Genomic DNA, 24,629 nt, shown 5'->3' on the forward strand with positions numbered 1-24,629 from the left:
CACGGTTGACAAGTAAATCCAGCCAAGTGTGACCGATTACACGTTCCTTATTACTCCGTGTATCCGTGGGGCCGGCTCAAGCGGCGGGCGGCAAGTCCAGCGTGTACACCACCAGCTGCACCTTCGGTGCTGGCCGTTCCTTTTCACGCTCCGGGCGGCGAACGTAGCCTAGACGGCGGTAAAGGCGCTGGGAAGGCTCATTGTCGACGGCGGTGTCCAGCACCACACGCTCGGCGCCCCTGGCGGCCGCCAGGCGGGCTGACTCGTCCAGGAGTCTCCTGCCGAGTCCGGTCCGGCGGGCTTCGGGCAAAACTGCGAGGAGCCTGAGTTCAACTTCGCCTTCCTCGGCTTGGCGGCTCAACCGGGAGCCGTAGGGCAGGAGGCTTGCCGTGCCCACCAAGCGTCCGGATTCCTCGTCCTCGGCAACCAGCAGCACACCTTCCCGTGCCCGGGCGGCGGCGTTCAGCAGGAGACCAAGACGCTCATCGTCCGGCTGATGCGCGCCGGGAAGATGGTGACCAAAGCCCTCGTACGTCAGCCGCCCCACGGCGTCGTACTCTTCTTGGCGAGCCTCCCGAATCACGTACGTGCCGGTGGCGACGGCTGAAGTGGTGGTCATGGTTGTCCTTTCGGCTGCGGATCGAGTCCGAGGTGGGATTTCAGTGTTGTGCCCGAGTACTCGCGGCGGGCGAGACCTCGCTCTTGGAGTAGGGGAATGACCCCGGAGGCGAAGCGCTCCAGGTCATGGGGCAGCAGGGAGAACATGAGGTTGAAGCCATCGGCGGCGCTTTCTGCATGCCAGCGTGCCAAAGAATCTGCAACGTGCTGTGGGGGCCCGATGAAGTCATGATTGCGTTTGTCGCCCGTGAGGATCGAGTAGAGATCCTTGAGCGTTATCTCCTCTTCGCGGCCCTGGATCTGCTCTCCAGCGGAGCGAAAATCAGTCCTGGGTTGCGCGATGGTAGGGATGCCGGATTGGGCCACGGTGGCGTCCGCTCCGAGCCCGGTGAAATCCACTGTGCCTTCGCGGGTAGGATCGGCGAAGTACTCCTGAAGGAAGTCCAGGACCTGCTGGTCAGTGATGAGGCTGTCCAGCTCCCGGAGGCGTTCCAAGGCTTCCTCGCGGGTGTCCGCCACAACGGGTGAAATGGCTTGGTAGACGTAGATTTCGTCAGGATCTCGGCCGAACGTCGCGGCTTGGGACCGGACTGAATCCCTGTACGTACGTGCTTGGGGGATGTCCGGATGGCTTGCGAACAGGGCATTGGCAAACTTCGCGCCCAGTTTCTGGCCAGGGACGGAAGTTCCCGCTTGGGCCAGCAAGGGGGAGTGCTGTGGGGAAGGGCCGATGTTGAGTGGACCGGCAACCTTGAAAAACTCTCCGCCATAGTCAAGCCGGCTGAGCTTGTTGCGGTCAAAGAACTGCCCGGCTTCCTTGTTGTAGAGGAAAGCGTCCGGGTCCCAGGAATTCCAAAGCCCCTGCGTGACCTCAACAAACTCTTCGGCGCGCCGGTAACGGAGGCTGTGGTCGAAATGCTCATCAGCGCTGAAGTTGGCGGCCGTGCTGTTGGTGAGGTCGCGGGTAGTGACGATGTTCCAGCCGACGCGTCCACCGCTGATGTGGTCCGCCGTAAGGGCCGCCCGCGCAAAGTTGAACGGCTCATCGTAAGAGGTGGACGACGTGGCGATCAAGCCGATGTTGCTGGTGACCGCGCCGAGGGCCGTGACCAAGCCGATAGGGTCGAAGCGATTGAGGATGCCTGGGTTGGATGTCTCGTCGATCGCGAGGGAGTCGCCCAGGAAAATGGCATCAAACTTGGCCTTTTCCGCGATTCCGGCCAGCTCCACCTGATGCCTGAAATCGATGCTGGCCTGAGGGAAAGCCGTTTCGTGGCGCCATGAAGCCAGATGGATGCCCGTGCCCACAAGGTAGGCGAAGAAATGGATCTGTTGGCGTTCGCTGATGAGTGTCTGGTTCATGGCCCTGTTCCTGAATATTCGAAGGGTGCCCGCAACAAGGCAGGCACCCTGCAAACAGCTACTTGGTCTTCTTGATGGCTTCTTCTTCAGCTGTGAGGACTTCCTGAAGTTTGGCCGCAGTCCAATCGGCCTTGAACTGAAGGTTGCCGTCATTGAGCTTGGTCACCGAGGCTTCCACCTCGGGGGAGTGGTAGGCATCCACGATCTTCTTCCACGTGGGATCGTCCTTGCGGTCAGCCTTCACCACGAAGCCGTTGATGTAGGGAGCCAGGGATTCCGAATTCAGGTCTTCCTTGAAGATGATCTTCTCGTCCCCCAAGCCGCCCTTCTGGGCCTGCGTGTTATTGACGACGGCGGCATCCGTGGTTCCCTTCAGCGCGTTCACCGTCTGGTTGCTGTCCACCGGGACAACCTTGATCTTGCTCGAGGTGATCTCAGCCGGGGTGGACAGGGAGTTGCCGCCATCCTTGAGCTGCAGCAAACCTGCGGTCTGGAGGTTCAGCAGGGCGCGGGCCTGGTTGGTGGGGTTGTTGGGAATAGCAACCTCGGCATCGGCCGGGAGCTCCTCAACAGACTTGAACTTCTCCGAGTAGAGCGCCAGTGGGTACACCGCAGTGGCTCCAACCGGGACCAGCGTGCCGTTGCTGTTGACGTTGAACTGTGACAAGTACTTCAAGTGCTGGAACAGGTTGATGTCCACCTGGCCCTGCTGCGTTGCGGTGTTGATCTGCGCGCCGTCGGTGAAGTTCTTGACCTCAAGATCGATGCCCTGGTCCTTCAGCTTGTTCTTCAGGAGGGTCCAGTGTTCCTCGGCGCCGTCGTCCACACCGATAACCACCTTGGTGCTCGCAGCGGTTGATGAGCCACTTGAGGCACCCCCGCAAGCCGAGAGGGATAGGGCGGCAATCAGGCCGACGGCGGCAACTAACAGGCGGTTCTTCATGATGCGTCTCCGTACAAAGGGTATTGATGCGAAATGGAAGGTACGGGGTGTTCCCCCTGCCTCACGCTAGGCAGTTGCCGCGGTGAGAATCGAACGTCTTCGCAACACTCCGACGCGCATCGTCAAGGAAAGAAACCGCGGGTCACAGGGGGTCATTGGGTTGGATACGAGGGCTGGGGCGCTGTTGGAATGGGCATCCAATCAACCCAAAAGGAGGCTCCGGTGAGCGCGATCGTTTCGCTGCGCGGCGTCAGCAAAGTGTTCCCGGTTCAAGGCAGCAACCGCGCCCAAGGAAGCAAACACGCGGAACCAGTACTCGCCGTGGATAACGTCACCCTGGACGTTGAAGAGGGCACAGTCGTCGGTATCGTCGGCTACTCAGGCGCTGGAAAATCCACGCTGGTGAGGCTGCTCAACGGCTTGGAACGTGCCACGGAAGGGCAGGTCCTCGTCAAGGGGCAGGACATCTCCGCCCTGCCCGAAGGCCAGTTGCGCAAAGTCCGCTCCGGCATCGGCATGATCTTCCAGCAGTTCAATCTCCTGAAGTCCCGCACCGTATTCGGGAACGTCGCCTATCCGTTGAAAGTAGCGGGCTGGCCCAAGGAGAAGATCAAGCCCCGCGTCGACGAACTGCTGGAATTCGTAGGGATCGCAGACAAAGCCGGCTCTTACCCCCGGCGTCTTTCCGGAGGCCAACAGCAACGCGTGGGAATTGCCCGCGCGCTGGCCAACGCTCCGGACATCCTGCTCGCCGACGAAGCTACAAGCGCCCTGGACCCTGAGACCACCAGGGATGTCCTCCGCCTCCTCCGACGCATCAACAAAGAACTCGGCACCACAGTTGTAGTCATCACCCACGAAATGCACGTGGTTCGCGAAATCTGCGACACCGTGGTGATGATGGAATCCGGCCGCGTGGTGGAAGCCGGACCCACCTACTCGGTGTTCGCTGACCCCCAAAGCAGTTCCACCCAACGCTTCGTCTCCACGGCCGTGCATGGCACCCCGGAAGCGGACACGGTTAGCCGCCTTGCCGCAGCGCATCCAGGCCGGCTCGTATCCATTGGCATCTCCGAAGCTGCGCCCACCCCGCTCGTGGCCGCCACTTTCGAACGGCAGGGCGTGGGATCCAGCGTCGTCTTCGGTGGCGTCACCGAGATCCAGAACAAGATCCTGGGAACACTCACCTACGAGCTCACAGGCAGCGACGCCGCCATTGACGCTGCGCTCGCCGACTTAGGCAACGTCACCGCCGTCGAACGCCAAATTCCGACGGCGGCAGCTGCCGTCAGCGCCTTACCGCACCTGCCAGCCCCCGTCCCAGCGAACGCCGGAGAATAGCCATGACCGACTGGACAACGCTCCTGCCCGTCCTGGGCGAATCCTTCCAGCAGACCATCTACATGGTGGTTATCACTGTCCTGCTCAGTGGCGCCGCCGGCCTCGCACTGGGCGTCACCCTCTACGCCACCCGTCCGGGAAACCTGTTCGCGAACAAAGCAGTTTTCTCGGTCCTGAATTTCGTGGTCAACGTCATCCGGCCCATCCCGTTCATCATCTTCATCACGGCCATTGCGCCTTTGACCCTGATCATCATGGGCACCACCATAGGCACCACGGCGGCCATCCTTCCCATGGCGCTGATGGCAGGCGTGGTCATTGGTCGGGTAGTGGAACAGAACCTGGTGGCATCCGATCCCGGGGTTGTAGAAGCCGCGCGTGCTGTGGGCGACAGCCGGCTGCACATCCTCTGGTCAGTGGTCATTCCCGAGTCCTTGGCACCGCTGATCCTTGGCTACACGTTCATGATCATCGCCATCGTGGACATGTCAGCCATGGCGGGCTACATCGGCGGCGGCGGCTTGGGCAACTTCGCCATCATGTACGGGTACCAGCAGTTCAATTGGGAAGTCACGCTGGTGACCGTCCTGATCATCATCGTCATGGTGCAGGCCGCTCAGTTGCTGGGTAACTTCCTCGCCCAGCGCATCCTTCGCCGCTAACTCTGTGTCAGGAGAACCACAATGCCTATCGAATTCCTCGGTATGGGTGCCGGCAATGATTCCACGGAAACTTCGCCGGCCACCACGTCCTTTTTCGACCCTGACTACGCTGCACGCATTGCCAGGATCCACGAGGACAACAACTGGGACCACGTCCTGTTCGCCTACAACTCCACTACGCAGGATCCCTCCATTCATGCTGCGTGGGTTGCGGCAAACACAGAACGGATCCAGCTGCGGTTGGCGCACCGTCCCAACGTTTCTCACCCCACGTTTGCGGCCCGGTCCTTCCTGACGCTGGACCACATCGCGCAAGGCCGGTTGACCGTGCACTTCATCACGGGCGGAAGCCAGGCAGACCAGGCCCGCGAAGGCGACTTCCTTGCCAAAGACGCACGATACGGCCGGACGCAGGAGTACATGCAGATCGTGCGACGGGCGTGGTCTGGAGAGTCGTTTGATTGGTCCGGCGAGCACTACAGATTCGAGAACTTCGCCAGCGGTTTGGGGTCTTTCAAGGGCAAGCCGCCCGGGATTTCGTTTGGTGGGTCCTCCGAAGCGGCCTGGGCTGTGGGCGCCGCTGAGGCGGATATCTATGCGCTCTTCGGAGAACCGCTAGCCGATGCCGCCGGCCAGCAGGAGCAGATCCTTTCGCGGGCTGCGTCGCTCGGGCGCCGCGAGCCGTTGCGCTGGCAGATAGCCTTCCGGCCCATCGTTGCCGCAACGGACGAGCTGGCTTGGGAGAAGGCCCATGCCGTCCTTGCCAGGCTCGAGTCCCGCCGGGACAACGGCGAGGTTATCGACCCCGTCCGCCACTACAATCAGAAACCCGAAGCCGCTGGTACCCAGCGGCTCCTGGCCGCAGCGGAACGCGGAGACCTCCACGACCGGGCCCTCTGGACGGCCCTTGCTAAGGCCGCGGGTGGTGGAGGTGGAAGCGCGACGGCGTTGGTGGGCTCCTACGACACCGTCACGCAGGCGATTCTGGACTATCACGAGCTCGGCTTCGAAATTTTCGGTCTCCGCGGCTACGACTTCATCCCGGATGCCCTTGAGTTCGGCCAGCACGTGATCCCGCAGCTGAAACAGGAAGTAGCGCACCGGGAGCAGGGCCGGACCGCCGAGGAACTCCGGGCAGGCCAGGCAGCGGCGCGCGCACGCGTGTTGGCTGACGCCTTCTGACCCTCTTTGAGTGGCCTCCGGGCCCAAACCAACCCTTTGTGGTTGTTTTCGATCACCCGCAGAGGCAAAACAGGTCAGGAAGGAACGCGATGAACGGCCCGGGAAGCCACTCTAAACGTTCCGCCCTCTGGCTTTGCCTGGGCGCAGGATTCATCACTCTGCTGGACCAGTCAATGTTCGTGCTGGCGGTTCCCGCGATGTCCGTCTCGCTTCACGCCGATTCAGGCTCTGTGCAATGGATCCTGGCGAGCTATTCACTGGCGTTTGGTGTTGCGCTGGTTCCCGCGGGCAGGCTGGGTGACATTGTCGGCCGGAGAACCCTCTTCATCGCAGGCATTGCCGTCTTCGGGGCATCGAGCCTGCTGGGCGGCCTGGCCACGGACCCATCGCTGGTCATCGTCGCCAGGCTCCTGCAGGGGCTCGGGGCGGGAACCCTGAATCCGCAAGTGCTTGGCCTCCTGCAGGACATCTACTCCGGGCCTGACCGCGCCAAAGCACTGGGTGCGTACGCTGCCGCCGGCGGTTCCGCTGCGGTCTGCGGCCCGCTGATCGGCGGACTCGTCCTCTCACTGGGAGACCCGTCGATCGGCTGGCGGGTCCTGTTCCTCGCGAATGTTCCCTTGGTGCTGGTCCTGGTTCCGCTGGCCTTCCGGCTCCTGCCCCGGCCGGCCAGCAAAGACCCGGAAAAGGGCACGACGAAGCCCTCCATCGATGTGCCGGGTGCGCTGTTGCTCGGCGGAGTGGTGATCGCCTCGCTCATCCCGACAATTTACGATTCACGCACTATTGCCGTGACGTCGCTGGCGATCGGCGGGAGTGCGCTCCTCGCCTTCGCCGGCTGGGAAATCCTCTACCACCGGCGCGGACGAACCCCCTTGCTCAGTGCCGCGCTGATGAAATCCAGGGGCTATGCCTTAGGCACTGTGGTGGCGCTCTGCCAGTTCGGTGTCGGTGCCGGAATGGCCGCTGTCACGGCGTTCTACTTCCTTGCCGGGAGCGGGATGGCTCCTTTGGCAGCTGCAGCCATCCTCGCGCCGCAAGCAGCCGGAATGCTGTTGGCGTCCAGCTTCAGTTGGCGCTTCGTCGCCCGATACGGGCGTCTTGGGATCGTCTTCGCGCTCGTGGGCAGTCTGGCCTGCTTGGTAACCAAGGACCTCTTCGTGCAGGGGTTCGACGGCGGGACAGCGGCCCTTGCCGTGGCCGCCGTCGGGCTTTTCCAAGGAGTGGCGACCGGCCTGGTGGTTGCACCGAACCAGACCCTCACCCTCGCGAATGCACCCGTGGGCGCCGCCGGCGTAGCAGCGGGTTTTTACCAACTCAGCCAAAGATTCGCGGCAGCGCTTTGCTCAGCCGCGGCGGCAGGCATGTTCCTGGATGCGCACCGAGCAGCCACTGGCGAAGCGTCAAAGGACGCCTTCCACCAAGGCATCGTCATGTGCTGCATTCTGCTTGGCGCCGCCTTGCTTGCCGGCGGACTCGACTGGCTGCGTGAGGCGCGGGACCGCAGAGACACAAGTGCCGCCGTCGTGACTTCCGGAAAGGAAGCCCCGACGGCGGCGGCAGTACATAAGCCGGAAGGCCCGACGGCGGCAGGTACTCAGCGTTCGGAAGCCACCGAAGCGGTTGACGCCTGAGCTGTTGCGACCGGCACTGCCGGTTCGACGGCGGGGGCTGTTTCACTGGGCGCAACCGTGGGACGCGTGGTGGGGACGCCGGCGTCGCGCAGGGCCGGGAACCCTCCATCCACGTGGACTGCGTTGGCATAGCCGAGGACCTTGAGCTTCTGCGCTACGGGACGTGAGCCGTTCACGGAGCCGCAGAACACCACGATTTTCTGGTCCGTTCCGCTGACCTGCGCCAAACGATGGGCGGATTCCGGGTTGAAGTCCTCCTCAACATGCTCGCGGTTGACCACCACGGCACCAGGAACCGCGCCGGTGCTGGCACGGCCGCCTTCGCTGCGGACATCGATCAGTAGGGCGCCCTCTTCGATGAGCTTTGCCGCTTCATCAGCGGTGATCAGCTGGGTATCCTGCACTTCGGTTTCGATGGACATACTGCTCCTTTATGGGTGAGTGGAAATCGGAAACTAGAGACCCCAGGCCTCGGCGAGCAGTTGGTAGGAGCTCTGCCGGTCGGCGGGGTGGTGGGCAGTAGTGCTGATCAGGAGTTCCTGGGCCCCAGTTGCGCGTTGCAGCGTGCGTAGCTTGTGACTGACTTGGTGGGGGTCGCCCACAAAGCGGGTATCCACTCGGTCTTTGATCAGCTCCTCGGCTTCCGCGTCCAAGGGAAGATCCAGTGCATCGTCGGGCGAAGGGTAGGGGATGGCGCCCTGGCCGCTGCGGATACCGTAAACCCATTGGGCGTAGCCGCGGGCCAAGCGCTGAGCCTGGTGTTCGTTTGGGGCCACCAAGACGTCTGCCGAGGCGATCACATACGGTTCCTGCAAGGCGGCGGACGGTTCGAAGTGGGCCCGGTATTCAGCGATGGAATCCAGCACCCCTGCCGGTGCTACGTGGTAATTCGCGCCGAAGGGAAGACCCAGCTTGCCAGCGAGCCGGGCACTAGGTCCGGCGGTTGAGCCGTGGATCCAGAACTGCGGCGCCTGGCCAAGGGCAGGTGTTGCCGTGACTTCCTCGCCGTGCTTCGTCCTGTAGTCGCCGGTGAAAAACCCGATGATGTCCTGCACGTCGTTCTCGAAATTGTCCGTGTCCCCGGGGAAACGACCCAGCAATTCAGCTTGCAGTCGGAACTTCCTGGGAAGGACGGCGCCGAAGATAGGGCGCGGGGAAGGGATCAGCAGACCGTCAATCACTCGGTCGCCGGAAGCGGCCACGTCCGCTGCAAACACCACCCCAGGCGCCGGTTCGCTGGGCGACTTGGGCGGCCCGGAGCGACCAAAGCCGAGGTCCAAACGGTCAGGGAAGACCGCGGCGAGCGTTCCGATGCTCTCCGCAATCTGAAGCGGCTTGTAGTTTCCCAGCAGGGTGGCCGCGGTACCCACTCGGATGGTTTTGGTGGCCGACGCCACCAGGCCGGCGAGGATGTGTGGAGCAGAACCAGCAACACCGGTATTGAGGTGGTGCTCGGCCAACCAGTACCGCGAATAGCCGGAAGCCTCTGTGGCGGCGGCAAGGTTAAGGGTGCTGCGCAAAGCCTCGCCTGGGGTCTGCCCGGCTGACACCGGACTTAGGTCAAGGACGGACAGGGGAGTAACTGAAGGCTTCGGCATGGCACGACACTACGGAGCGCAATGCGTCAGCCAAAGCGGATCCGTCACCCCGCTCAACGGGGGTAAATCCAGCGAAATCCGGCGAAACGGACCGTCATAAGGACCGCCGGTTACGAACCTGTGACCCCTGCATCTTTGCTGAGTCTCCTGTACAAATCCGAACATTTCCCACCGAATTCTCACAGTCATTTCTTGTCAAACTCTTGACTGGGTGATTGAGGCGCTGGTAAACCTTGTTGGCGGAAAGCGTTTTCTCACATTGCTGCGCACCAACCCCTCGTCTCGATGGGCTGACTGCATGGCGTGTGTGAAACGTTCCAATCCGGTCGTGCAGATCCTCTGCCGCCCAGCATCAAAGGAGATGTTCTTTGGCTTACCCCTCGAAATGTTCTTACCGCAGTACCCGTGGCCGCGCATGGAAGGCTGTCCCCCTGGCGGCCTCTGCTTCACTCGCCGCTGCCGCCATCGCGTTGACGGGCGTCCCCCTCGCTCAAGCAGCCCCCGCCCAAATCCCGCAAGCAGCGCAAGCCGGCCTCCCCGGCGTCGTGCCTGCCGCGAAGGCTCCATCCACCCTTAAGCGGCAGGTGGAGAACCTGGACCGGGCGCCGGTTGCTGTCCTGACGGATCAGGGCGTCACGCTGAGCTGGCGCATGCTCGGCCTGGACAAGGACAGCGTCGGCTTCCAAGTCCTGCGCGACGGCGTAAATATCACCCCGGAACCCATCCGAAATGCCACAATGTTCGTGGACCCGGATGGAACGGCGGAGTCCAACTATGTCATTAAAACCGTCGGCAATGGGCAAGGCGAGGACAAGCTGAGCGAAGCCGTCACGCCGCTGGCGCAGAACTATATGGCCATCAAGCTGGACAAACCGGCCGATGGAGTGACCCCTGACGGGAAGCCCTATACCTACTCCGCCAACGATGCGACCGTCGCGGACCTCGACGGTGACGGAAAGTACGAGGTTATTCAAACTTGGGCACCGTCCAACGCTAAGGACAACTCCCAGTCCGGATACACGGGCAACGTCTACGTGGACGCCTACAAGCTCGATGGCAGCAAGCTGTGGCGCATTGACCTGGGCCGCAACATCCGCGCCGGCGCACATTACACCCAGGTTTTGGCCTACGACTTCGACGGCGATGGCAAGGCTGAGGTTTCCCTCAAGACAGCGGACGGCACCCGCGATGCCGCCGGAACGGTCATCGGGAACGCCGACGCCGACTTCCGCAACAGTGCTGGTTACATCCTTTCCGGTCCGGAATTCCTGACCGTCTTCAAGGGCGAAACCGGCACCATCATGGACACCGTGGCCTACGAGCCCCCGCGTGGCGCTGTCGCCGGCTGGGGCGACAACTACGGAAATCGCGTAGATCGCTTCCTGGCCGGAGTGGCCTATCTCGACGGTGAGCATCCATCCATGATGGTCAGCCGCGGCTACTACACGCGCACCGTCCTGGTCACCTACGATCTGGTGGACGGCAAGCTCGTGAAGCGCTGGACCTTCGATTCGAACCTTGCCGGGGACGAATACAAGGGGCAGGGTAACCACAACATGTCCGTTGCTGACGTGGACCAGGACGGCAAGGACGAGTTCATCTTCGGTTCCATGACCATCGACGACAATGGCCAGCCTCTTTACAACACCAAGCTTGGCCACGGCGATGCCATACACACCAGCGACTTGGACCCGTCCAGGCCTGGGCTGGAGACGTTCGCCGTCCACGAGAGCATGAGCCAGAGCGGCAACCGTGGAGCAACATTCCGCGATGCCGCCACCGGTGAAGTCATCTGGAGCATCCCGGCGGCCAGGGACACCGGTCGCGGTGCAGCAGGTGACATCGATCCCCGCTATGCCGGGGCGGAAGGATGGGCTGTCGGAGGTACGGCCGCGTGGGACTCACCGGTTGGCCAGTTGGTATCGGCCAAGGGCGAGCTGATCGCCGGGAAGATCCCCGCCGCGAACTTCCTGGCATGGTGGGATGGTGACCTGCTCCGGGAAATTGTGGACCACGACTATGACGCAACGTTGTCCCGCGGCGTTCCCACCATCTCCAAATGGAACTGGGAAACCGAGTCCAGCGATCGGCTCCTGACTGCCGAAGGTGCACGCAGTAACAACACCACCAAGGGCAACCCGTCAATCCAAGCGGACATCCTGGGTGACTGGCGCGAGGAGATCGCCTGGCCGTCCGCCGACAGCAGCGAGTTGCGGATCTACACCACCACGGCTCCCACCGAGGTTCGCCTGCGGACCCTGATGCATGACACGGTCTACCGCACAGCTGTGGCCCGCGAAAACGTCGCCTACAACCAGCCTCCGCACCCGAGCTTCTTCATTGGTGAGGGCATGCAGGCTCCGGCGATTCCCGACGTCGTCTATACAGGGACCAAGAAGTAGCCGGTTCCCTGCTGCCGAAGGCCTTTTAAGAACAGAGCGCTTAACAAGTGAGTCCCGCCCGGGTCGCGTTGAAACCGGGCGGCACTCGATGTTGGGCTTAGCGCTGTCCTGGCAACCAGCCGCTCTGGGGCGGTATGAAGCCTGGGCCGCGCTCCTCGTCTTTCTGCCGTTCGGCGGCGCTGCGGGTGTCGCTGTCGGCGGTTTCGTCGGAATCGCCTTCAAGGTCCACCAACCCGTTGGTTTGGTCAAAGACGTGGGTGACGGGATCGACGATCGGTGGCGAATCCGAGGTGGGGGTGCCGGAAGCGCCGGTGGCGGCAGCCGCGCCGGTTGCCGTGCCGGCAGTGCTGCCCGTGGTGGTTGACCCTGTGGTCCCGACGCCGGTCTCCGGTGCCTGCTTCTCGATGTACTCCTTGAACTTCTTCAAGTCTGACTCAGCCTGCCTTTCAACAATGTGCAACTTGTCTCCCAGGAATTCGAGGACGCCGTGCGGTTCGTATTCCAAGGACAGATGCAGTGACGTCTGGCTGGGGCCCGCCTCCTTGAAATCAACCCAGCCGGCATTCTTGGCACCCTCGACGGCGGCCCAAGCCACAGCGCGGTCCACGTCCTGCTGAACGATTTTGGCTTCCCAGCGGCGATGGACGCCCGCGATTTCGGCCACCCATTCCAGCCTGTCGTCGCTGAGCCGTGTCACGCGTTCCACCCCGCCCATGAAGTGCGGAAACTCCTCGAACTTGGTCCACTGCCTGTAGGCCGTACTGACCGGAACGTTGACCATGATGGTCTTGTTCACTTTCGTGGTCATCATGTCCTCCTACTCGATATTGATCAGCATACTTACATTATCGAGCTTTGTGGAGGGTAATAACAGGTCCAGGCGGGGGTGCAGAAGCAGAAGCTAGGAGATCACCCGGCCATTCTGGATGAGGTACTCAAGGTGCTCGGAAATGTCGGCCAGCACGGAAATATCCGCCACAGGGTCGGCCCCAAGGACCAGCATGTCGGCATCCGCCCCAGGCGAGATCACGCCAAGTTCACCTTCGCGCTCAAGCAGCAAAGCCGCCGTCGTGGTTGCAGAGCGAATGGCGTCAATAGCTGGCTGGACCTTACCGAGCAGCCTGAACTGCTCGTTCTGGTGGCGGTGCATCCCGCCCAGGAGGTCGGAGCCGAAGGCCATTTTGACGCCCGCTTCGTGGGCGCGGGCGATCGCTTCAAGTCCGCTGGTGAGTACTGAATCGACTTTTGCCCACATTTCCTCCGTGAGGCCGAATTCCTTACCCTCTTCCTTTAACGCCCAGTAGGTGACAAGGGTGGGGACCAGGAAAGCGTCCTTTTCCAGGAACAGCTTGAGGCTCTCATCGTCCAAGAGGTTGCCGTGTTCGATCGAGCGGACGCCTGCTTCCAGGGCGCGGTTGATGGCTCGGGCGGTGTAGGCGTGGGCCGCAACGTAGCGGTTGGCGGCTTGGGCCTCTTCCACTGCGGCGCGCATCTCTTCCATGGAGTACTGGGTGGAGTCGATGCGGTCCGTGGGAGAGGAGACGCCGCCGGACGCCATGATTTTGATGTGGTGGGCGCCCTTGCGGATCTCGTCGCGAGCGGCCGCGCGGACCGCATCCACGCCGTCGGCCACACGGCCGATGCCGCAACAGCCGCGTCCGTTGGGATCATGGTCTTCGCCGGGCAAGCGCATGTCGCCGTGACCGCCGGTCTGGCTGAGCGCGTGACCGCAGAAGTGGATCTTCGGACCCTCGAGCAGACCTTCTTCCTGAGCCATGGCCAGCCCAAAATCGGCGCCGGACAGATCGCGGACAGTCGTGAAGCCGCGACGCAGCATCTGTCCCATGATCCGTGCGGTCTGCGCATAAACGTAGGACGCCGGCGTGTAGGTGAGCGAACGGAAATCGGCGCTGGACGCCACCACGTGGACGTGCGCATCGATCAGGCCGGGGATGACGAACTTTCCGGTGCCGTCAATGACCCGCGCGCCGGAGGGCATCTCGGCGTTCGGCCCGACACTGCTGATCTTCCCGTCAACGCTTACGACGTCGGCAGTGGAGTAGGTGCCCGCCTCGACGTCCAGGACGCTCGCGTTGCGGATGACCAACGGGATGGTTTCTGGGGTGGTGCTCACGTTAAACGGTGTCCTTCGCGGGGGCTTCGGGGGCTTCGGTGACTTCTGTGGGGTGCGCTTCAAAGGCCTGAACCAGCTCAGCCCGGTTCGCGTTGATGACGTCGACGGCGGATTCCACACTTTCCTGCGTGTACTTGCCTTCTGCATCCAGGAGTGCGAGAACGCCCACAACGTTGTGCTGTTGGTCGAGGACGGGCACGTTGATGACGGCGCCGCAGCCCAGTTGCTGGATGAGTCCGGAGTCTGAAAAGACTTCCCGGAGGGCTTCCAGGTTGGCCGCGAGGAAAGGCTCCTTGTCCTCGATGACCGTCCCCAACCAGCCGGGCGAGATCTCTACGGTCTTCTCGCCGCCCACCGGGTATTCGGCCGGATGGCTGGTGAAGAGTCGCTTGAGGCTGGAGCGTTTCGGAATCCACTGCAGCGCCGTGAAGAGAATGACTCCTGGTTCCTTCTGCATTGCGTCGAAGGTTTGCTGGAAAACTACGTCGGTCTTCATGGTGTTCACTTACTTCCTGCCGCTGCCGGATCATGCTCGGCGCGGGCGTTGATGTCTTCCAGCGACTTCCCCGCTGTGGACGCGCCGAAGATGACCACGCCAAGGACGCCGATGGTCAGCACTACCGTGGTCATGGTGAACACTCCACCGAAGCCAAGGGAAGCGGCGAAGATGCCGATGATGGATGGAGCCAGGATGCTGCCGATACGGCCCACCGCGCTGGCCAGGCCAACACCCGTGGCACGCATCCAGGTGGGGAAGAGCTCCGGAGTGTAGGCGTAGACGCCGGCGTAGGTTCCGTTGAGGAAGAAGGACAATGTTGCGGCCGCCACCAGGATCATGCCGGAATCGTTGGATTGGCTCAGCCAGAAGGCGCTGATGGCGGATCCCGCCAGGTACAGGGCGATGGTGTTCTTGCGGTCAATCCGGTCACACAACCATGCGGCGGAGAAGTAGCCCGGGATCTGGGCCAGATAAATCAGTATCGAGAACTCGAAGCTCTTGGTGATGGTGATGCCGCGGCCTACAAGGAGAGTGGGAATCCAGGAGAAGAAGCCGTAGTAGGAGAACGTGATGACGAACCAGATCAACCAGATCACCGCAGTGCGACGGCGCATGGCCCTGGACCACATGAATTTGAGGGCATTCCAGATGCTGATTTTCTGCTCGTGCTTGGTGATCTCTTCCTCGGCTGGCGGCAGGGCGGCGAGTGGTTTGCCGGTGGCCTTTACAACGCTTTGCTCAAAGCGATCCACCACTTCCGTGGCCTCTGCAATGCGACCGCGGCTGATGAGATACCGGGGGGATTCCGGCAGGCTGCGTCGCCACCAGAGAAGGAGAAGGATGGGAATTGCAGTGATGACCTGCGCCCAGCGCCAGCCGTCCTCGCCCAGTGGGACAACGAAGCGCCCGATGAGGGCGGCACCCACGAAGCCGAAGGAGAAGAAGCCGGCGAGGGTTCCGATGAACCAGCCTCGACGCTTCGGGGGAATGAACTCGGAGAGGAACGGTGCAATGATCACGCTTTCAGCGCCTGCACCCAAACCTGCAAAGATCCGTGCAATGAGGAAGATTTCAAAGTTGGGGGCCATGGCGGCCACCACTGACATGAGGCAGTAGAAGGCCAGTGCCCAGAGCATGACCTTCTTGCGGCCAAAGCGGTCGCCCATCCAGCCAGCCAGGATCGCGCCGAAGAAGAAGCCGAGCGGGGCTGCCGAGCCAACCAATCCAAGGCTCGCGGTGCTGAGGCCCCACAGTTCCTGGATGCGCGGGAGCAGGAAGGCGACCACTGCCCCGTCCATACCGTCGAACGAGTAGCCGAGGCCTCCAATGAGGAGAAGCTTGTAGTGTGGTCGACTGAGAGCCAGACGATCCAAGCGTGCTGTGAGAGACATGGTGATTCCTGCCAAAGTGGGCCAAGTTGTACATTTTTAGGAATATGCACGGATCTGTGCAGAAGTGATGTATCGAAGGTACGGCCAAAGTGTGAGGTAGGTCAATAGGTGGAAGAAGATTTCGACTCGTCAACGCTGACCGAGTGGCTGGACAGTCGTGTCCAAGGACGCAAGCTCGCAGCCCGCCAATTGCAGGTGATTGGCATCCTCCGCTCCCAGCCCCGGCTTGCGTCATATGGCTCCGTCAGTGACATCGCCGCAGTGGCCGCCTCGAATGCCTCCACCGTGACCCGAACCGCGCAAACACTGGGGTTCAAGGGCTGGGCAGACTTCCAATTCGAGCTAAGATCCCGGTTCCTGGCGTCACTGAGCGCCGTGGAAGTTGCCGCCGAACACAATGGCCACATCAGCAGTCCTGCACAAGCTGCGGTGTCCACTGACCGGGCCAATCTGGCCCATTTTGAGCGCACCTTGGACGCCGACACGCTTCACAATATTGCGAAGGCAATCGCTGGTGCGCGGCAAACTTTCATCGTCGCGGCAGGAAGCTACGCCATCCCCGGCAAGGCGCTGGAGCACAACGCAATCATCGCCGGATACAACGTCCGGCTCCTCGATGCCGACGTCGCCGCCCTCACCAATGCGATTGCACGGCTCGGTGCGGAGGACCTGGTCATTGCCATCAGTCTCTGGCGGGTCTATGACAGCACCATGCGGGCCGTCGATATCGCCCACAATCTGGGCACGCCCATCGTTTCCATCACCGACAGTGCCGGCTCGCCGGTGGCCGTGCACGCTGACCACAGGATTGTGGTGCCCACGGAGGGTGCCGGTTTCTTCCCATCCCTGACAGGTGCGGTGGCTGCGGTCCAGGCGATCGCCGTCGAGCTTGCCTCCTTGGACCGCGAACGCTCCAACCAGAACATCGCCGCCTCGGAGCGGACCTGGGATCAGATGCGTATCATGCATCCCCGCTCAAGTTCCTAACGCGGGGCCATTGACTTAGCCCGCGAGTCGGCGATATCGTACAACCAAATGGTTGTAGATCAGCTCAAGACAAGGCCCTCGGACGCCGAAAGCGACCGCCTGTTCCACGCGTTGGCAGATGCGACGCGCAGGGACATCGTGGCCCGGGTGACGGCGGGGGAGTACTCGGTCTCCGGGCTCGCCGCGCTCTACACCATGAGTTTCGCGGCCGTGCAAAAGCATGTCGCGGTCCTGGAACGGGCCTCCCTGGTCACCAAGGAAAAGCGTGGGAGGGAGCAGATCGTGCGGGGGAACCATGAAGGATTACAGAAAGCCCGCCATCTGCTGGATCAACTTGAAATGATCTGGCGGCAACGCGCCGGCCGGATTGCGGACATACTCGCCGAAGATGATGAAAGGGATCTGCCATGACTGTTGTGAGCGTAAACAAGGATGTCGAGGCTCTGAGCTTCAGCATTGTTTCTGAATTCGATGCCGACGTGAAACGCGTCTGGAGGATCTGGGAAGACCCCCGGCAGCTTGAGCGTTGGTGGGGTCCGCCGACTTGGCCGGCCACTTTTGAGACGCATGAATTCACCGTTGGCGGGAAGGCCGCCTACTACATGACCGGACCGGACGGCACCAAGGCGCGGGGTTGGTGGAAGTTCACCGCCATCAACGCCCCGGACCACCTGGAATTCGACGACGGCTTCGCAGATGAGCAGGGCGAGCCCGTAAATGACCTGGGCATCACGCACGCCACCGTGAAGCTTGAACCCCTGGAGAACCGCACCCGGATGACCATCACCTCCACCTTCGACTCCGAGGAGCAGATGCAGAAGATGGTCGAGATGGGCATGGAAGAAGGAATGCGGGAGGCGGCCGAGCAGATCGACGCCGTCCTTAAGGAATCAGCCAACGCCTGACGACTGGAACACCAGCAAAAAGATGCCGACGACAGCGGGTACCTCCCGCCGTCGTCGGCGTATGGTTAAGTCCCGGCTGCCTCTCGAAACGGACCAGTGTCATGGCGCGATTGATCATCATTGGCCCTCCGGGATCCGGTAAAGGCACGCAGGCGGAGCACATCGCGCGGCATTTTGGGATCCCTGCCATTTCTACTGGTGAGCTGTTCCGCGCCCACGTCCGCGACAAGACGGAGTTGGGTGCTGAAGCCAGCGGATATATGGATCGCGGCGAGTTCGTGCCGGACCACGTCACCACGGCAATGCTGAGAGTCCGGCTTGAAGAAGCGGATGCCGCGGCCGGTTTCCTCCTTGACGGCTATCCCAGGACCGTCATCCAGATTGGTGCGCTGGACGAGATACTCGCTGATCGGCAGCAAGCCCTTGAAGCGGTCCTCGAGCTAACCGGTTCCGATGATGAACTCATTGACCGGATGCTGCTCCGAGCACAGGAAGAGGGGCGCGCCGATGACACAGAACCCGTGATCCAACGCCGTCTGGAACTGTACCGGGACGAGACGCAAACAGTGCTGACGGCGTACTCGCACCGCGGGATTCTGCTCACCGTTGATGGATCAGGGCAACGGGAAATGATCACGAAGGCAGCGATTGCCGCGTTAGAGGGGGCGCTGAGGGGCTAGCCGCTGGCGGATTAGCCGCTGGCGGCAGTCGGACGCCCGGCAGGTGGCAGCTCAGCTGCAAGGGAGCGTAGATACCCGGCGAATCCTTCCGGGGCGCGGGCATGCGTCCGTCCCGATGTGAGAACTCGGATGCTGTCCGTAGCTGTCTCTTGGCCTCAAGCCTCATTCCGGGGCCCTCCGCTGCGAAGACTCCCCAGGCGCCTTTGTGTTGGCCTTCGGCTTCGACTCCGGCCTGGACTCTGGCCTGCGTGAGGATTGCAAGCGCATCGAGGTGCGGTTCGAGCACTCGTCCCGCAGCAATGTCCACGGCTGTGACGGAGGCCAGGAGCTCCCAGAGCTTGGCGGTGTTTCCCTCGCCCGGTTTTGGTGCTGTCCATCCAATATCCTCCGCGATGACCAGCAACGCCGCCACGTCCCCCACAGCGGCCCGCACTTTGTCGAGCACGGGTTCCAAAGCTTGCAGCTGCGCGGGCTCGGAACTGATGCGGACGGGCTGGGCCTCGGAATCGGTCATGAGAGCCAGCCTATTCTAAGGCGCCTTAGGGTCTTGCCATGTTGGGCGTACAGCGAACGACGGCGGGAGGTTCCCGCCGTCGTCCGCCTTGCTCTGTTTCTTGGTGCTAGATGATCAGGTTCATGGCGTTCCAGCCGGAGCCGACCAGGCCACGGGGAAGCCATCCTCCCTGGCCGTTGCTGGGGTAGAGCCACAGGGCGCCTCCGGCGTCACGGGCCAGGAGATCCACGTTGCCGTCACCGTTGAAATCACCGGGGCCCGCGATTGCGGTCATGGCGTTCCAGCCGTAGCCGACTTGGGTGGGACCAATTAGATCAGACGACACTCCCCAGTCATGCCGTGCCCAATGACCTCTGTAAGCCTGCAAGGCTCCGGCTCCGTCAACAGCCAGAAGATCCGGAACACCGTCCTTGGTGAAATCGCCGGGCCCCGTCATCGCCGTCAAAACCTGCCACCCGTTGCCCTTCCGGTCTGGGGAAAACCAGCCACCTTTGCCGTTGCCTCGGTAGAGCCAGAGATAGCTATCCGGGTCACGTGCCACCAAGTCCGCGTTTCCGTCCAAGTCGAGGTCCCCGACTGCCGTGATGGCACTCATCGAGTTCCACCCTTGACCCACATGGATTCTTCCGAACCAGCCGCCCCCGGGGTAGAGCCAGAGCGCGCCGTTGGCATCCTGTGCCAACACATCTGCTTTGCCGTCACCGTTGAAGTCCCCGGGGGCCACGATGGACGTCATCACATTCCAGCCGTGCCCAACCTGAATCCGTGGAAGCCAGCCACCGTTGCCTTGGCCCGGGTACAGCCATAAGTTCCCATTTCCATCGCGCGAAAGAACATCGGGCTTGAGGTCTCCATTAAAGTCGTGCCCGACCTTAGCCGCTTTGATCGTGATGCTGAGCAGTGGGGTTACGGCATCCGGGTTGTAGCCATTGATTGCTGCGATGCGGAAGGTGTAAGTGCCTGGAGTGGTGGGAACGCCGTGCAGCAACCCGCCATGATTTAGGGACTCCAGAGTGAGGCCTGGGGGTAGTACTCCGCTGGCGACTTTGAACTGAGGTACCAGCGACCCACTTGACGTCAGACTATGCGCGTACCGGACTCCCACTGTGCCTGTGCTCGGGGGAAGGCTGGATGTGATGGTAGGTGGAACGTTTTTGCCGTCTATGATCCGGATCTCAGCGGCACCTGAGTCGAGGACATAGATCTTGTTCGTGGCCTCGTTCACGGCCAGGTCAGCAGGGTTGTTGAAGCCCCGGACATCACCCAGGAGGTTTGCCTGCGAATCAAATACTGTTACTCGGTAACCGTAATGATCGGATGCATAGACTTTGCTGGTGGTTTCATTGACTGAAATGCTCTGATAAGTGGTTTGGGCGGCGGGGGTATTAGTAACTTTTAGTGTGGTTCCGTCGAGTGCCGTCAGATACTGGCCGCCTTGATCTGAGGCATAGACCACGTTGGCTTTGCGATTAATTGCCATGACGCTTGGGCGGGCATCTGTTCCAGTGGCGACCAGAGTTACGCCATTGGTTTGTCCATTGAGAACCGCAAATGCTTTGGTGGCCGGGCAGGCAAAGAAGACCTGCTGGGTAGCGCTATTCAATACCGCAGACTGTGCGACGCATCCGAGATCGATTGTGCTGAAAGTATGTTTAACTCCGTCGAGAACCGCGGTCTTGTTACTGACCCAGTCCGTGACAACGACCCTGTTCGTTGTCTCATCAACGACCATTGATTCAACAGCCAAGGGCGAAGGCAAAAGACTTGCTGTCCGAGTGGACCCGTCGATAACGGAGAGTCCTACGCCCCTGTGGCTAACATAGATTTTGTTGGTCTTGCTGTTAACGGCGAGAGCCGATGGGCGCGATGCGAGTGCGATTGTCGTCGTCATTTCAGATGCGCCGTCGATTACGGTGAGCACGTTGCTGCCGGCATGAGAGACGTATATCTTGTTGGTAATTTCATTGATGGCAATTTCCGCGGGAAACTCGGTAACAGCGATCGATTTCGCAGTCATGGTGTTTCCATCAATGACCATCACAGACTTGGCGGTGTAATTCGTCACGTAGATCTTGTTGGTCTTGGCATTCAACACTTCATCTATTGGCATGCTGCCTTTGAACTTTTGGTCAGTCAAGATGTCAGCTTGGGCCGACCCTGCTCCCACTCCGACGAGGACGGTCGCCGTCGTGAGCAAGACCAGAAGCCCGGCAGCAAGGCGCCTGCCAGCACCGACAAAAGACATGGATATACCCCGAGCGGCCAAGGCTCAACCCCCAATAATTGGATTCGCGACTATCGCTTCAACCAGCGAAGCCTACAGCCAGCCGTGCATCGAATGTGATCCGGGTCGCAATGTTTCATCGAGGCACGCCAGAGGTCCGGACCTTCAACGCACTCCACCCCCGCGAAAGTTCCCCTTGGTCCCAACATGAAGCCGCATCTTCACAGCTTTTGTCATGCCTGTCACATCCTCTTGTCATTAGTGGTGACAGATTCCGTAGCTTGGAAGGGTCAGCAGTCCCCGAGCTAGGAGAACCAATGCCGCAGTCAAACGAATCCGCCACCGTTCCCGCCGACTCACACAGCCCGCCAGGAACCAAGCCCGCCTTCCTGAGCAATCTCGGGGCAGACCTCCCTGCGTCGCTCGTCGTCTTTCTGGTAGCCCTTCCGCTTTCCCTCGGCATCGCCGCAGCCTCAGGTGCTCCCGTCATGGCGGGCCTCATCGCCGCGGCCGTCGGCGGCATTGTCGCAGGCAGTCTCGGTGGCTCCCCACTACAGGTGAGCGGCCCTGCCGCCGGACTGACCGTCGTCGTTGCCGGTTTGGTGGACGAGTTCGGCTGGCAGGTGACGTGCGCCATCACCGCTGCTGCCGGCGTCGTGCAGCTGCTCATGGGTGTCAGCCGCATTGGCCGGGCGGCGCTGGCAGTGTCGCCGGTGGTGGTCAAGGCGATGCTTGCAGGCATTGGGATTACCATCATCCTCCAGCAACTCCATGTGCTTCTCGGCGGTCAAGCCGCGGGCTCAGCTATCGAAAACCTCACCGGGCTTCCGGCGGCCATCACTAACGTTGAGCTCCACTCTGCGCTCCTGGGTCTGGCCGTCGTCGCCATCCTGCTGACTTGGAAGTTCCTCCCCGCAGCGGTGCGGAAAATCCCCGGGCCGCTTGCCGCCGTCGTCGCCGTGACAGCTGTTTCCGTTGCGGTTGCACCAAGCGTGGAGCGCATCAGCTTCAGCGGGTCCATTTTCGACGCCATCGCACTTCCCAGCCTGCCCGACGGGAACTGGCGCGCCGCGGCCATGGCTGTCATCACCGTGGCGCTGATCGCGAGCATCGAGTCGCTTTTGTCAGCCGTCGCCGTGGACAAAATGCATGGCGGCTCGCGCACCAACCTGAACCGCGAACTCGTCGGTCAGGGCTCAGCGAACGTCGTTTCCGGCATGCTCGGCGGACTCCCGGTGACCGGCGTGATCGTCCGGAGTGCCACCAACGTTGAAGCGGGCGCCAAGAACCGGACCTCGGCCATCCTGCACGGCGTGTGGGTCCTGGTGTTCTCTGCGCTCTTCGCCGGCCTCATCCAATTGATTCCGTTGTCCGTGCTCGCAGGTCTGCTGCTGGTGATCGGCGCAAAGCTCATTAAAATTGCGGACATCCGCACCAGCCTCCGCACCGGCGACCTCCTCGTCTACAGCGTCACCCTGGTCTGCGTTGTGGCCCTCAACCTGCTCGAAGGCGTCATCATCGGCCTCGCACTGGCTGCCCTCTGCGTGCTCTGGCGGGTGCTCCGCGCACAGATCCACGCACATGCTCCCTCTGCTGAAGCGCTGCCATGGCGTGTCACCATCGCCGGCTCGTGCAGCTTCTTCGCGCTGCCCCGTCTCAACCGCGTCCTCCATTCTGTGCCCGAAGGCCAGGACGTGGTGGTGGAACTTAACGCCGACTACCTCGATCACGCCTTCCACGAAGCCCTGGTTGCCTGGCAGAAGCAGCAGCGCAACACCGGCGCGTCGGTGATCCTCGAAGAACACGGCACCACTGCTTTCAGCGACGCCGAGGACAACACTCCGCAGCGCCAGGACCCGCGCGAATTCCCGCTGCCGCCCCGTACTTCCTGGTTGCCTTCTGGTGTCGGTTCAACATCGGACGACGACGACGGCGGGCGGCTGCCGCTGCGGTCGATCCTCCTGGGCATCGACAAGTATCACCGGCGGCACGCGGACAAGGTCCGTCCGCTGGTGCAGGACCTCACGGAGGGACAGAACCCGGACACGCTCTTTGTTGCCTGCGTCGACTCCCGGGTGAACCCGAATCTGATCACCAGTAGTGGACCGGGCGACCTCCTCACCCTCCGGAACATCGGCAACGTGGTGTGCAACGACGGCAGCGATGCTTCCATCGACTCTGCATTGTCCTTCGCCGTCAAAGGGCTGTCGGTGGACTCGATTGTGGTCTGTGGCCACTCCAACTGTGGTGCGATGAAGGCGGTCATTGCCGATGCTGAGGGGGCTTCGCCGAACATGGGCGACGGCTTCGATGCCTGGCTGGAGCATGCCCGGCCGAGCTACTCCGCGCTGCTTGCCGGGCACCCTGTAGCGGTTGCTGCTTCGGCCGAGGGGTATAGCAGACTCGACCAATTGAGCATGGTGAACGTGGCCCTTCAACTCCGGAAATTGGAAGAACACCCTGTCACAGGCCCCGCTCTGGCTTCCGGTCAAGTGCAGGCCACTGGATTGTTCTACGACATCTGCACGGCCCGGGTCGTCCTGGTGACGCCGGAGGGCATCGAGCAACTGGATCCGAGCATGGCTGTCCGCGCCTAGCTCCTGGAGCGCCCGGGTTGCAGGTTCGGCCACCACCCACTTTGAGCTGCATTCGGCCCCGACACACCCGGAAACACGGGGTGTCGGGGCTGCTGCAATTTCATAGTGGGTGGCATTGGCACAGGGGTTCGTCCGGTTTCAAATAACGAGTGCCGGGGTACGGGGATTAACCACGGGCAAGGTGCGGAATACTGGATTCAGAACCACGATTTCCGGCAGGCGAGGGCTGCCGTGTGAGGAGGTGGCGGAAACGTGAACGCCGAGAACAACGCCTTCAGGCGGAAGCTCGAGCGCGGAGCGGAACTGCGGGCGGTGCGCTCCTGGGGCGGAAATGCCGAGGAAGATGCAGAGCTTGAGGCCGCGGATGCCGAAGAACGCGAGAAACGCCGCAAGGTAGACGACGCTGCCCGGGTTGAGTACCTCATCCGGGACGCCATGAACCAAGGCAAGTTCGACGACCTGAAGTATGCCGGCAAGCCGATCCCCGGCCTGGGGGAGCACTATGACCCCGACTGGTGGGTCAAGGGCCTCATCCAGCGCGAACGGCTCAGCGGTATCGGTCCTCCCGCCATCTTGCTACGGATCGAGGACTCGGAGCTCGACGCCAAGTTGGACCAGCAGTACACGGACAAACAGGTCCGGGACATCCTCGAGGACTTCAACAAGCGCGTAATCGAGGCGCGCCGCCAGCTGCAGGGCGGCCCTCCCGTGATCACCAAGCTCCGTGATGTGGAAGCTGAGGTGGACAAGTGGCGGGAGCGCAGGGCCGCGGCGGCACCTCCCGAGCCGGAACCCGAACCGCAGGGTGAACGGACCTGGTGGCAGCGCCTCTGGAACGGCTCCGGCTAGCCCAACTGAGTAGCAGTTCAGGTCGTTCCCAGCCCTGAGAACGACATCAATTGCGACCTACTTGGGCGGGGACGGCACAAACAGCAGCCGACGGCGGGACTGAAGTT

Annotated in this window: 22 protein-coding genes; 11 read left to right on the forward strand and 11 right to left on the reverse strand. The window is 61.9% G+C overall.

Features of this window, described 5'->3' with window-relative positions; all coding sequences use genetic code 11:
- Nucleotides 1-76 precede the first annotated feature (76 nt).
- Genes M1D89_RS05700 through M1D89_RS05710 form a run of 3 tightly spaced genes read right to left on the reverse strand, consistent with a single transcriptional unit; the run spans nt 77 to nt 2,923 of the window.
- A complete protein-coding gene (locus M1D89_RS05700) occupies nt 77-619 on the reverse strand; it encodes a GNAT family N-acetyltransferase (protein WP_498648806.1) in 543 nt (180 codons plus the stop codon).
- Nucleotides 616-1,980, reverse strand: a complete 1,365-nt coding sequence (locus M1D89_RS05705; protein WP_498648808.1) for an LLM class flavin-dependent oxidoreductase — start codon at nt 1,978-1,980, stop codon at nt 616-618. Before M1D89_RS05705 ends, M1D89_RS05700 begins: the two co-directional genes overlap by 4 nt.
- A 58-nt stretch (nt 1,981-2,038) precedes the next feature.
- Entirely contained in the window at nt 2,039-2,923 is an 885-nt protein-coding gene (locus M1D89_RS05710; protein ID WP_498648809.1) for a MetQ/NlpA family ABC transporter substrate-binding protein, read from the reverse strand.
- Nucleotides 2,924-3,145: 222 nt separating this feature from the next.
- On the opposite strand from M1D89_RS05710, the gene M1D89_RS05715 reads away from it, so the two are divergent.
- The 4 genes from M1D89_RS05715 to M1D89_RS05730 all read left to right on the forward strand — a co-directional run bounded on the left by M1D89_RS05715 (nt 3,146) and on the right by M1D89_RS05730 (nt 7,742).
- The gene (locus tag M1D89_RS05715; RefSeq protein ID WP_498648811.1) at nt 3,146-4,264 is read left to right on the forward strand and encodes a methionine ABC transporter ATP-binding protein; all 1,119 of its coding nucleotides are present in this window, start codon (nt 3,146-3,148) and stop codon (nt 4,262-4,264) included.
- A 2-nt stretch (nt 4,265-4,266) separates the two neighbouring features.
- A complete protein-coding gene (locus M1D89_RS05720; RefSeq protein ID WP_498648813.1) occupies nt 4,267-4,926 on the forward strand; it encodes a methionine ABC transporter permease in 660 nt (219 codons plus the stop codon).
- A 21-nt stretch (nt 4,927-4,947) separates the two neighbouring features.
- The gene (locus tag M1D89_RS05725; protein ID WP_498648815.1) at nt 4,948-6,108 is read left to right on the forward strand and encodes an LLM class flavin-dependent oxidoreductase; all 1,161 of its coding nucleotides are present in this window, start codon (nt 4,948-4,950) and stop codon (nt 6,106-6,108) included.
- A gap of 89 nt (nt 6,109-6,197) precedes the next feature.
- Complete coding sequence (locus M1D89_RS05730; protein WP_498648817.1) at nt 6,198-7,742, forward strand: MFS transporter; 1,545 nt, start codon at nt 6,198-6,200, stop codon at nt 7,740-7,742.
- Here the strand turns inward: M1D89_RS05730 and M1D89_RS05735 are convergent.
- Together M1D89_RS05735 and M1D89_RS05740 are read right to left on the reverse strand one after the other, a co-directional pair.
- Nucleotides 7,706-8,164: a rhodanese-like domain-containing protein gene (locus M1D89_RS05735; RefSeq protein ID WP_498648819.1), complete on the reverse strand. Its 459-nt coding sequence runs from the start codon at nt 8,162-8,164 to the stop codon at nt 7,706-7,708. The genes M1D89_RS05730 and M1D89_RS05735 overlap by 37 nt on opposite strands.
- Before the next feature lie 33 nt (nt 8,165-8,197).
- Nucleotides 8,198-9,340, reverse strand: a complete 1,143-nt coding sequence (locus M1D89_RS05740; protein WP_498648820.1) for an LLM class flavin-dependent oxidoreductase — start codon at nt 9,338-9,340, stop codon at nt 8,198-8,200.
- Nucleotides 9,341-9,708: 368 nt separating this feature from the next.
- On the opposite strand from M1D89_RS05740, the gene M1D89_RS05745 reads away from it, so the two are divergent.
- Nucleotides 9,709-11,742: a rhamnogalacturonan lyase gene (locus M1D89_RS05745; protein WP_498648822.1), complete on the forward strand. Its 2,034-nt coding sequence runs from the start codon at nt 9,709-9,711 to the stop codon at nt 11,740-11,742.
- 97 nt (nt 11,743-11,839) lie between these two features.
- Here M1D89_RS05745 and M1D89_RS05750 read toward each other — a convergent pair whose 3' ends face one another.
- From M1D89_RS05750 to M1D89_RS05765, 4 genes are all read right to left on the reverse strand, one after another.
- On the reverse strand, nt 11,840-12,550 hold the full coding sequence (locus M1D89_RS05750) for an SRPBCC family protein (RefSeq protein ID WP_498650904.1): 711 nt from the start codon (nt 12,548-12,550) through the stop codon (nt 11,840-11,842).
- A gap of 93 nt (nt 12,551-12,643) precedes the next feature.
- Nucleotides 12,644-13,876 carry a metal-dependent hydrolase family protein gene (locus tag M1D89_RS05755; protein ID WP_498648825.1) on the reverse strand — a complete coding sequence of 411 codons (1,233 nt, stop codon included), beginning with the start codon at nt 13,874-13,876 and terminating at the stop codon, nt 12,644-12,646.
- Nucleotide 13,877: 1 nt separating this feature from the next.
- Entirely contained in the window at nt 13,878-14,372 is a 495-nt protein-coding gene (locus tag M1D89_RS05760) for a GAF domain-containing protein (protein WP_498650905.1), read from the reverse strand.
- A gap of 5 nt (nt 14,373-14,377) precedes the next feature.
- Entirely contained in the window at nt 14,378-15,766 is a 1,389-nt protein-coding gene (locus M1D89_RS05765; protein ID WP_498648827.1) for an MFS transporter, read from the reverse strand.
- A 108-nt stretch (nt 15,767-15,874) separates the two neighbouring features.
- On the opposite strand from M1D89_RS05765, the gene M1D89_RS05770 reads away from it, so the two are divergent.
- The 4 genes from M1D89_RS05770 (at nt 15,875) to M1D89_RS05785 (ending at nt 18,338) form a co-directional block, all read left to right on the forward strand.
- On the forward strand, nt 15,875-16,753 hold the full coding sequence (locus M1D89_RS05770) for a MurR/RpiR family transcriptional regulator (protein ID WP_498648828.1): 879 nt from the start codon (nt 15,875-15,877) through the stop codon (nt 16,751-16,753).
- Between the two features lie 48 nt (nt 16,754-16,801).
- Nucleotides 16,802-17,164, forward strand: a complete 363-nt coding sequence (locus M1D89_RS05775; RefSeq protein WP_498648830.1) for an ArsR/SmtB family transcription factor — start codon at nt 16,802-16,804, stop codon at nt 17,162-17,164.
- Complete coding sequence (locus tag M1D89_RS05780; protein WP_498648832.1) at nt 17,161-17,658, forward strand: SRPBCC family protein; 498 nt, start codon at nt 17,161-17,163, stop codon at nt 17,656-17,658. The genes M1D89_RS05775 and M1D89_RS05780 overlap by 4 nt, the downstream gene beginning before the upstream one ends.
- Nucleotides 17,659-17,759: 101 nt before the next feature.
- Nucleotides 17,760-18,338 carry an adenylate kinase gene (locus M1D89_RS05785; RefSeq protein ID WP_498648834.1) on the forward strand — a complete coding sequence of 193 codons (579 nt, stop codon included), beginning with the start codon at nt 17,760-17,762 and terminating at the stop codon, nt 18,336-18,338.
- On the opposite strand, the gene M1D89_RS05790 is transcribed toward M1D89_RS05785, so the two are convergent.
- Entirely contained in the window at nt 18,292-18,852 is a 561-nt protein-coding gene (locus tag M1D89_RS05790) for a hypothetical protein (protein ID WP_498648836.1), read from the reverse strand. The two genes, M1D89_RS05785 and M1D89_RS05790, sit on opposite strands and share 47 nt — an antisense overlap.
- A gap of 106 nt (nt 18,853-18,958) precedes the next feature.
- A complete protein-coding gene (locus M1D89_RS05795) occupies nt 18,959-21,097 on the reverse strand; it encodes an FG-GAP-like repeat-containing protein (RefSeq protein WP_498648838.1) in 2,139 nt (712 codons plus the stop codon).
- A 296-nt stretch (nt 21,098-21,393) separates the two neighbouring features.
- On the opposite strand from M1D89_RS05795, the gene M1D89_RS05800 reads away from it, so the two are divergent.
- Both M1D89_RS05800 and M1D89_RS05805 read left to right on the forward strand, forming a co-directional pair.
- Nucleotides 21,394-23,673: a SulP family inorganic anion transporter gene (locus M1D89_RS05800; protein ID WP_498648840.1), complete on the forward strand. Its 2,280-nt coding sequence runs from the start codon at nt 21,394-21,396 to the stop codon at nt 23,671-23,673.
- A 252-nt stretch (nt 23,674-23,925) separates the two neighbouring features.
- Complete coding sequence (locus tag M1D89_RS05805) at nt 23,926-24,522, forward strand: DnaJ family domain-containing protein (RefSeq protein WP_498648842.1); 597 nt, start codon at nt 23,926-23,928, stop codon at nt 24,520-24,522.
- Nucleotides 24,523-24,629: the final 107 nt, after the last annotated feature.

The sequence above is a fragment of the Arthrobacter sp. D3-18 genome (genome assembly GCF_054408525.1).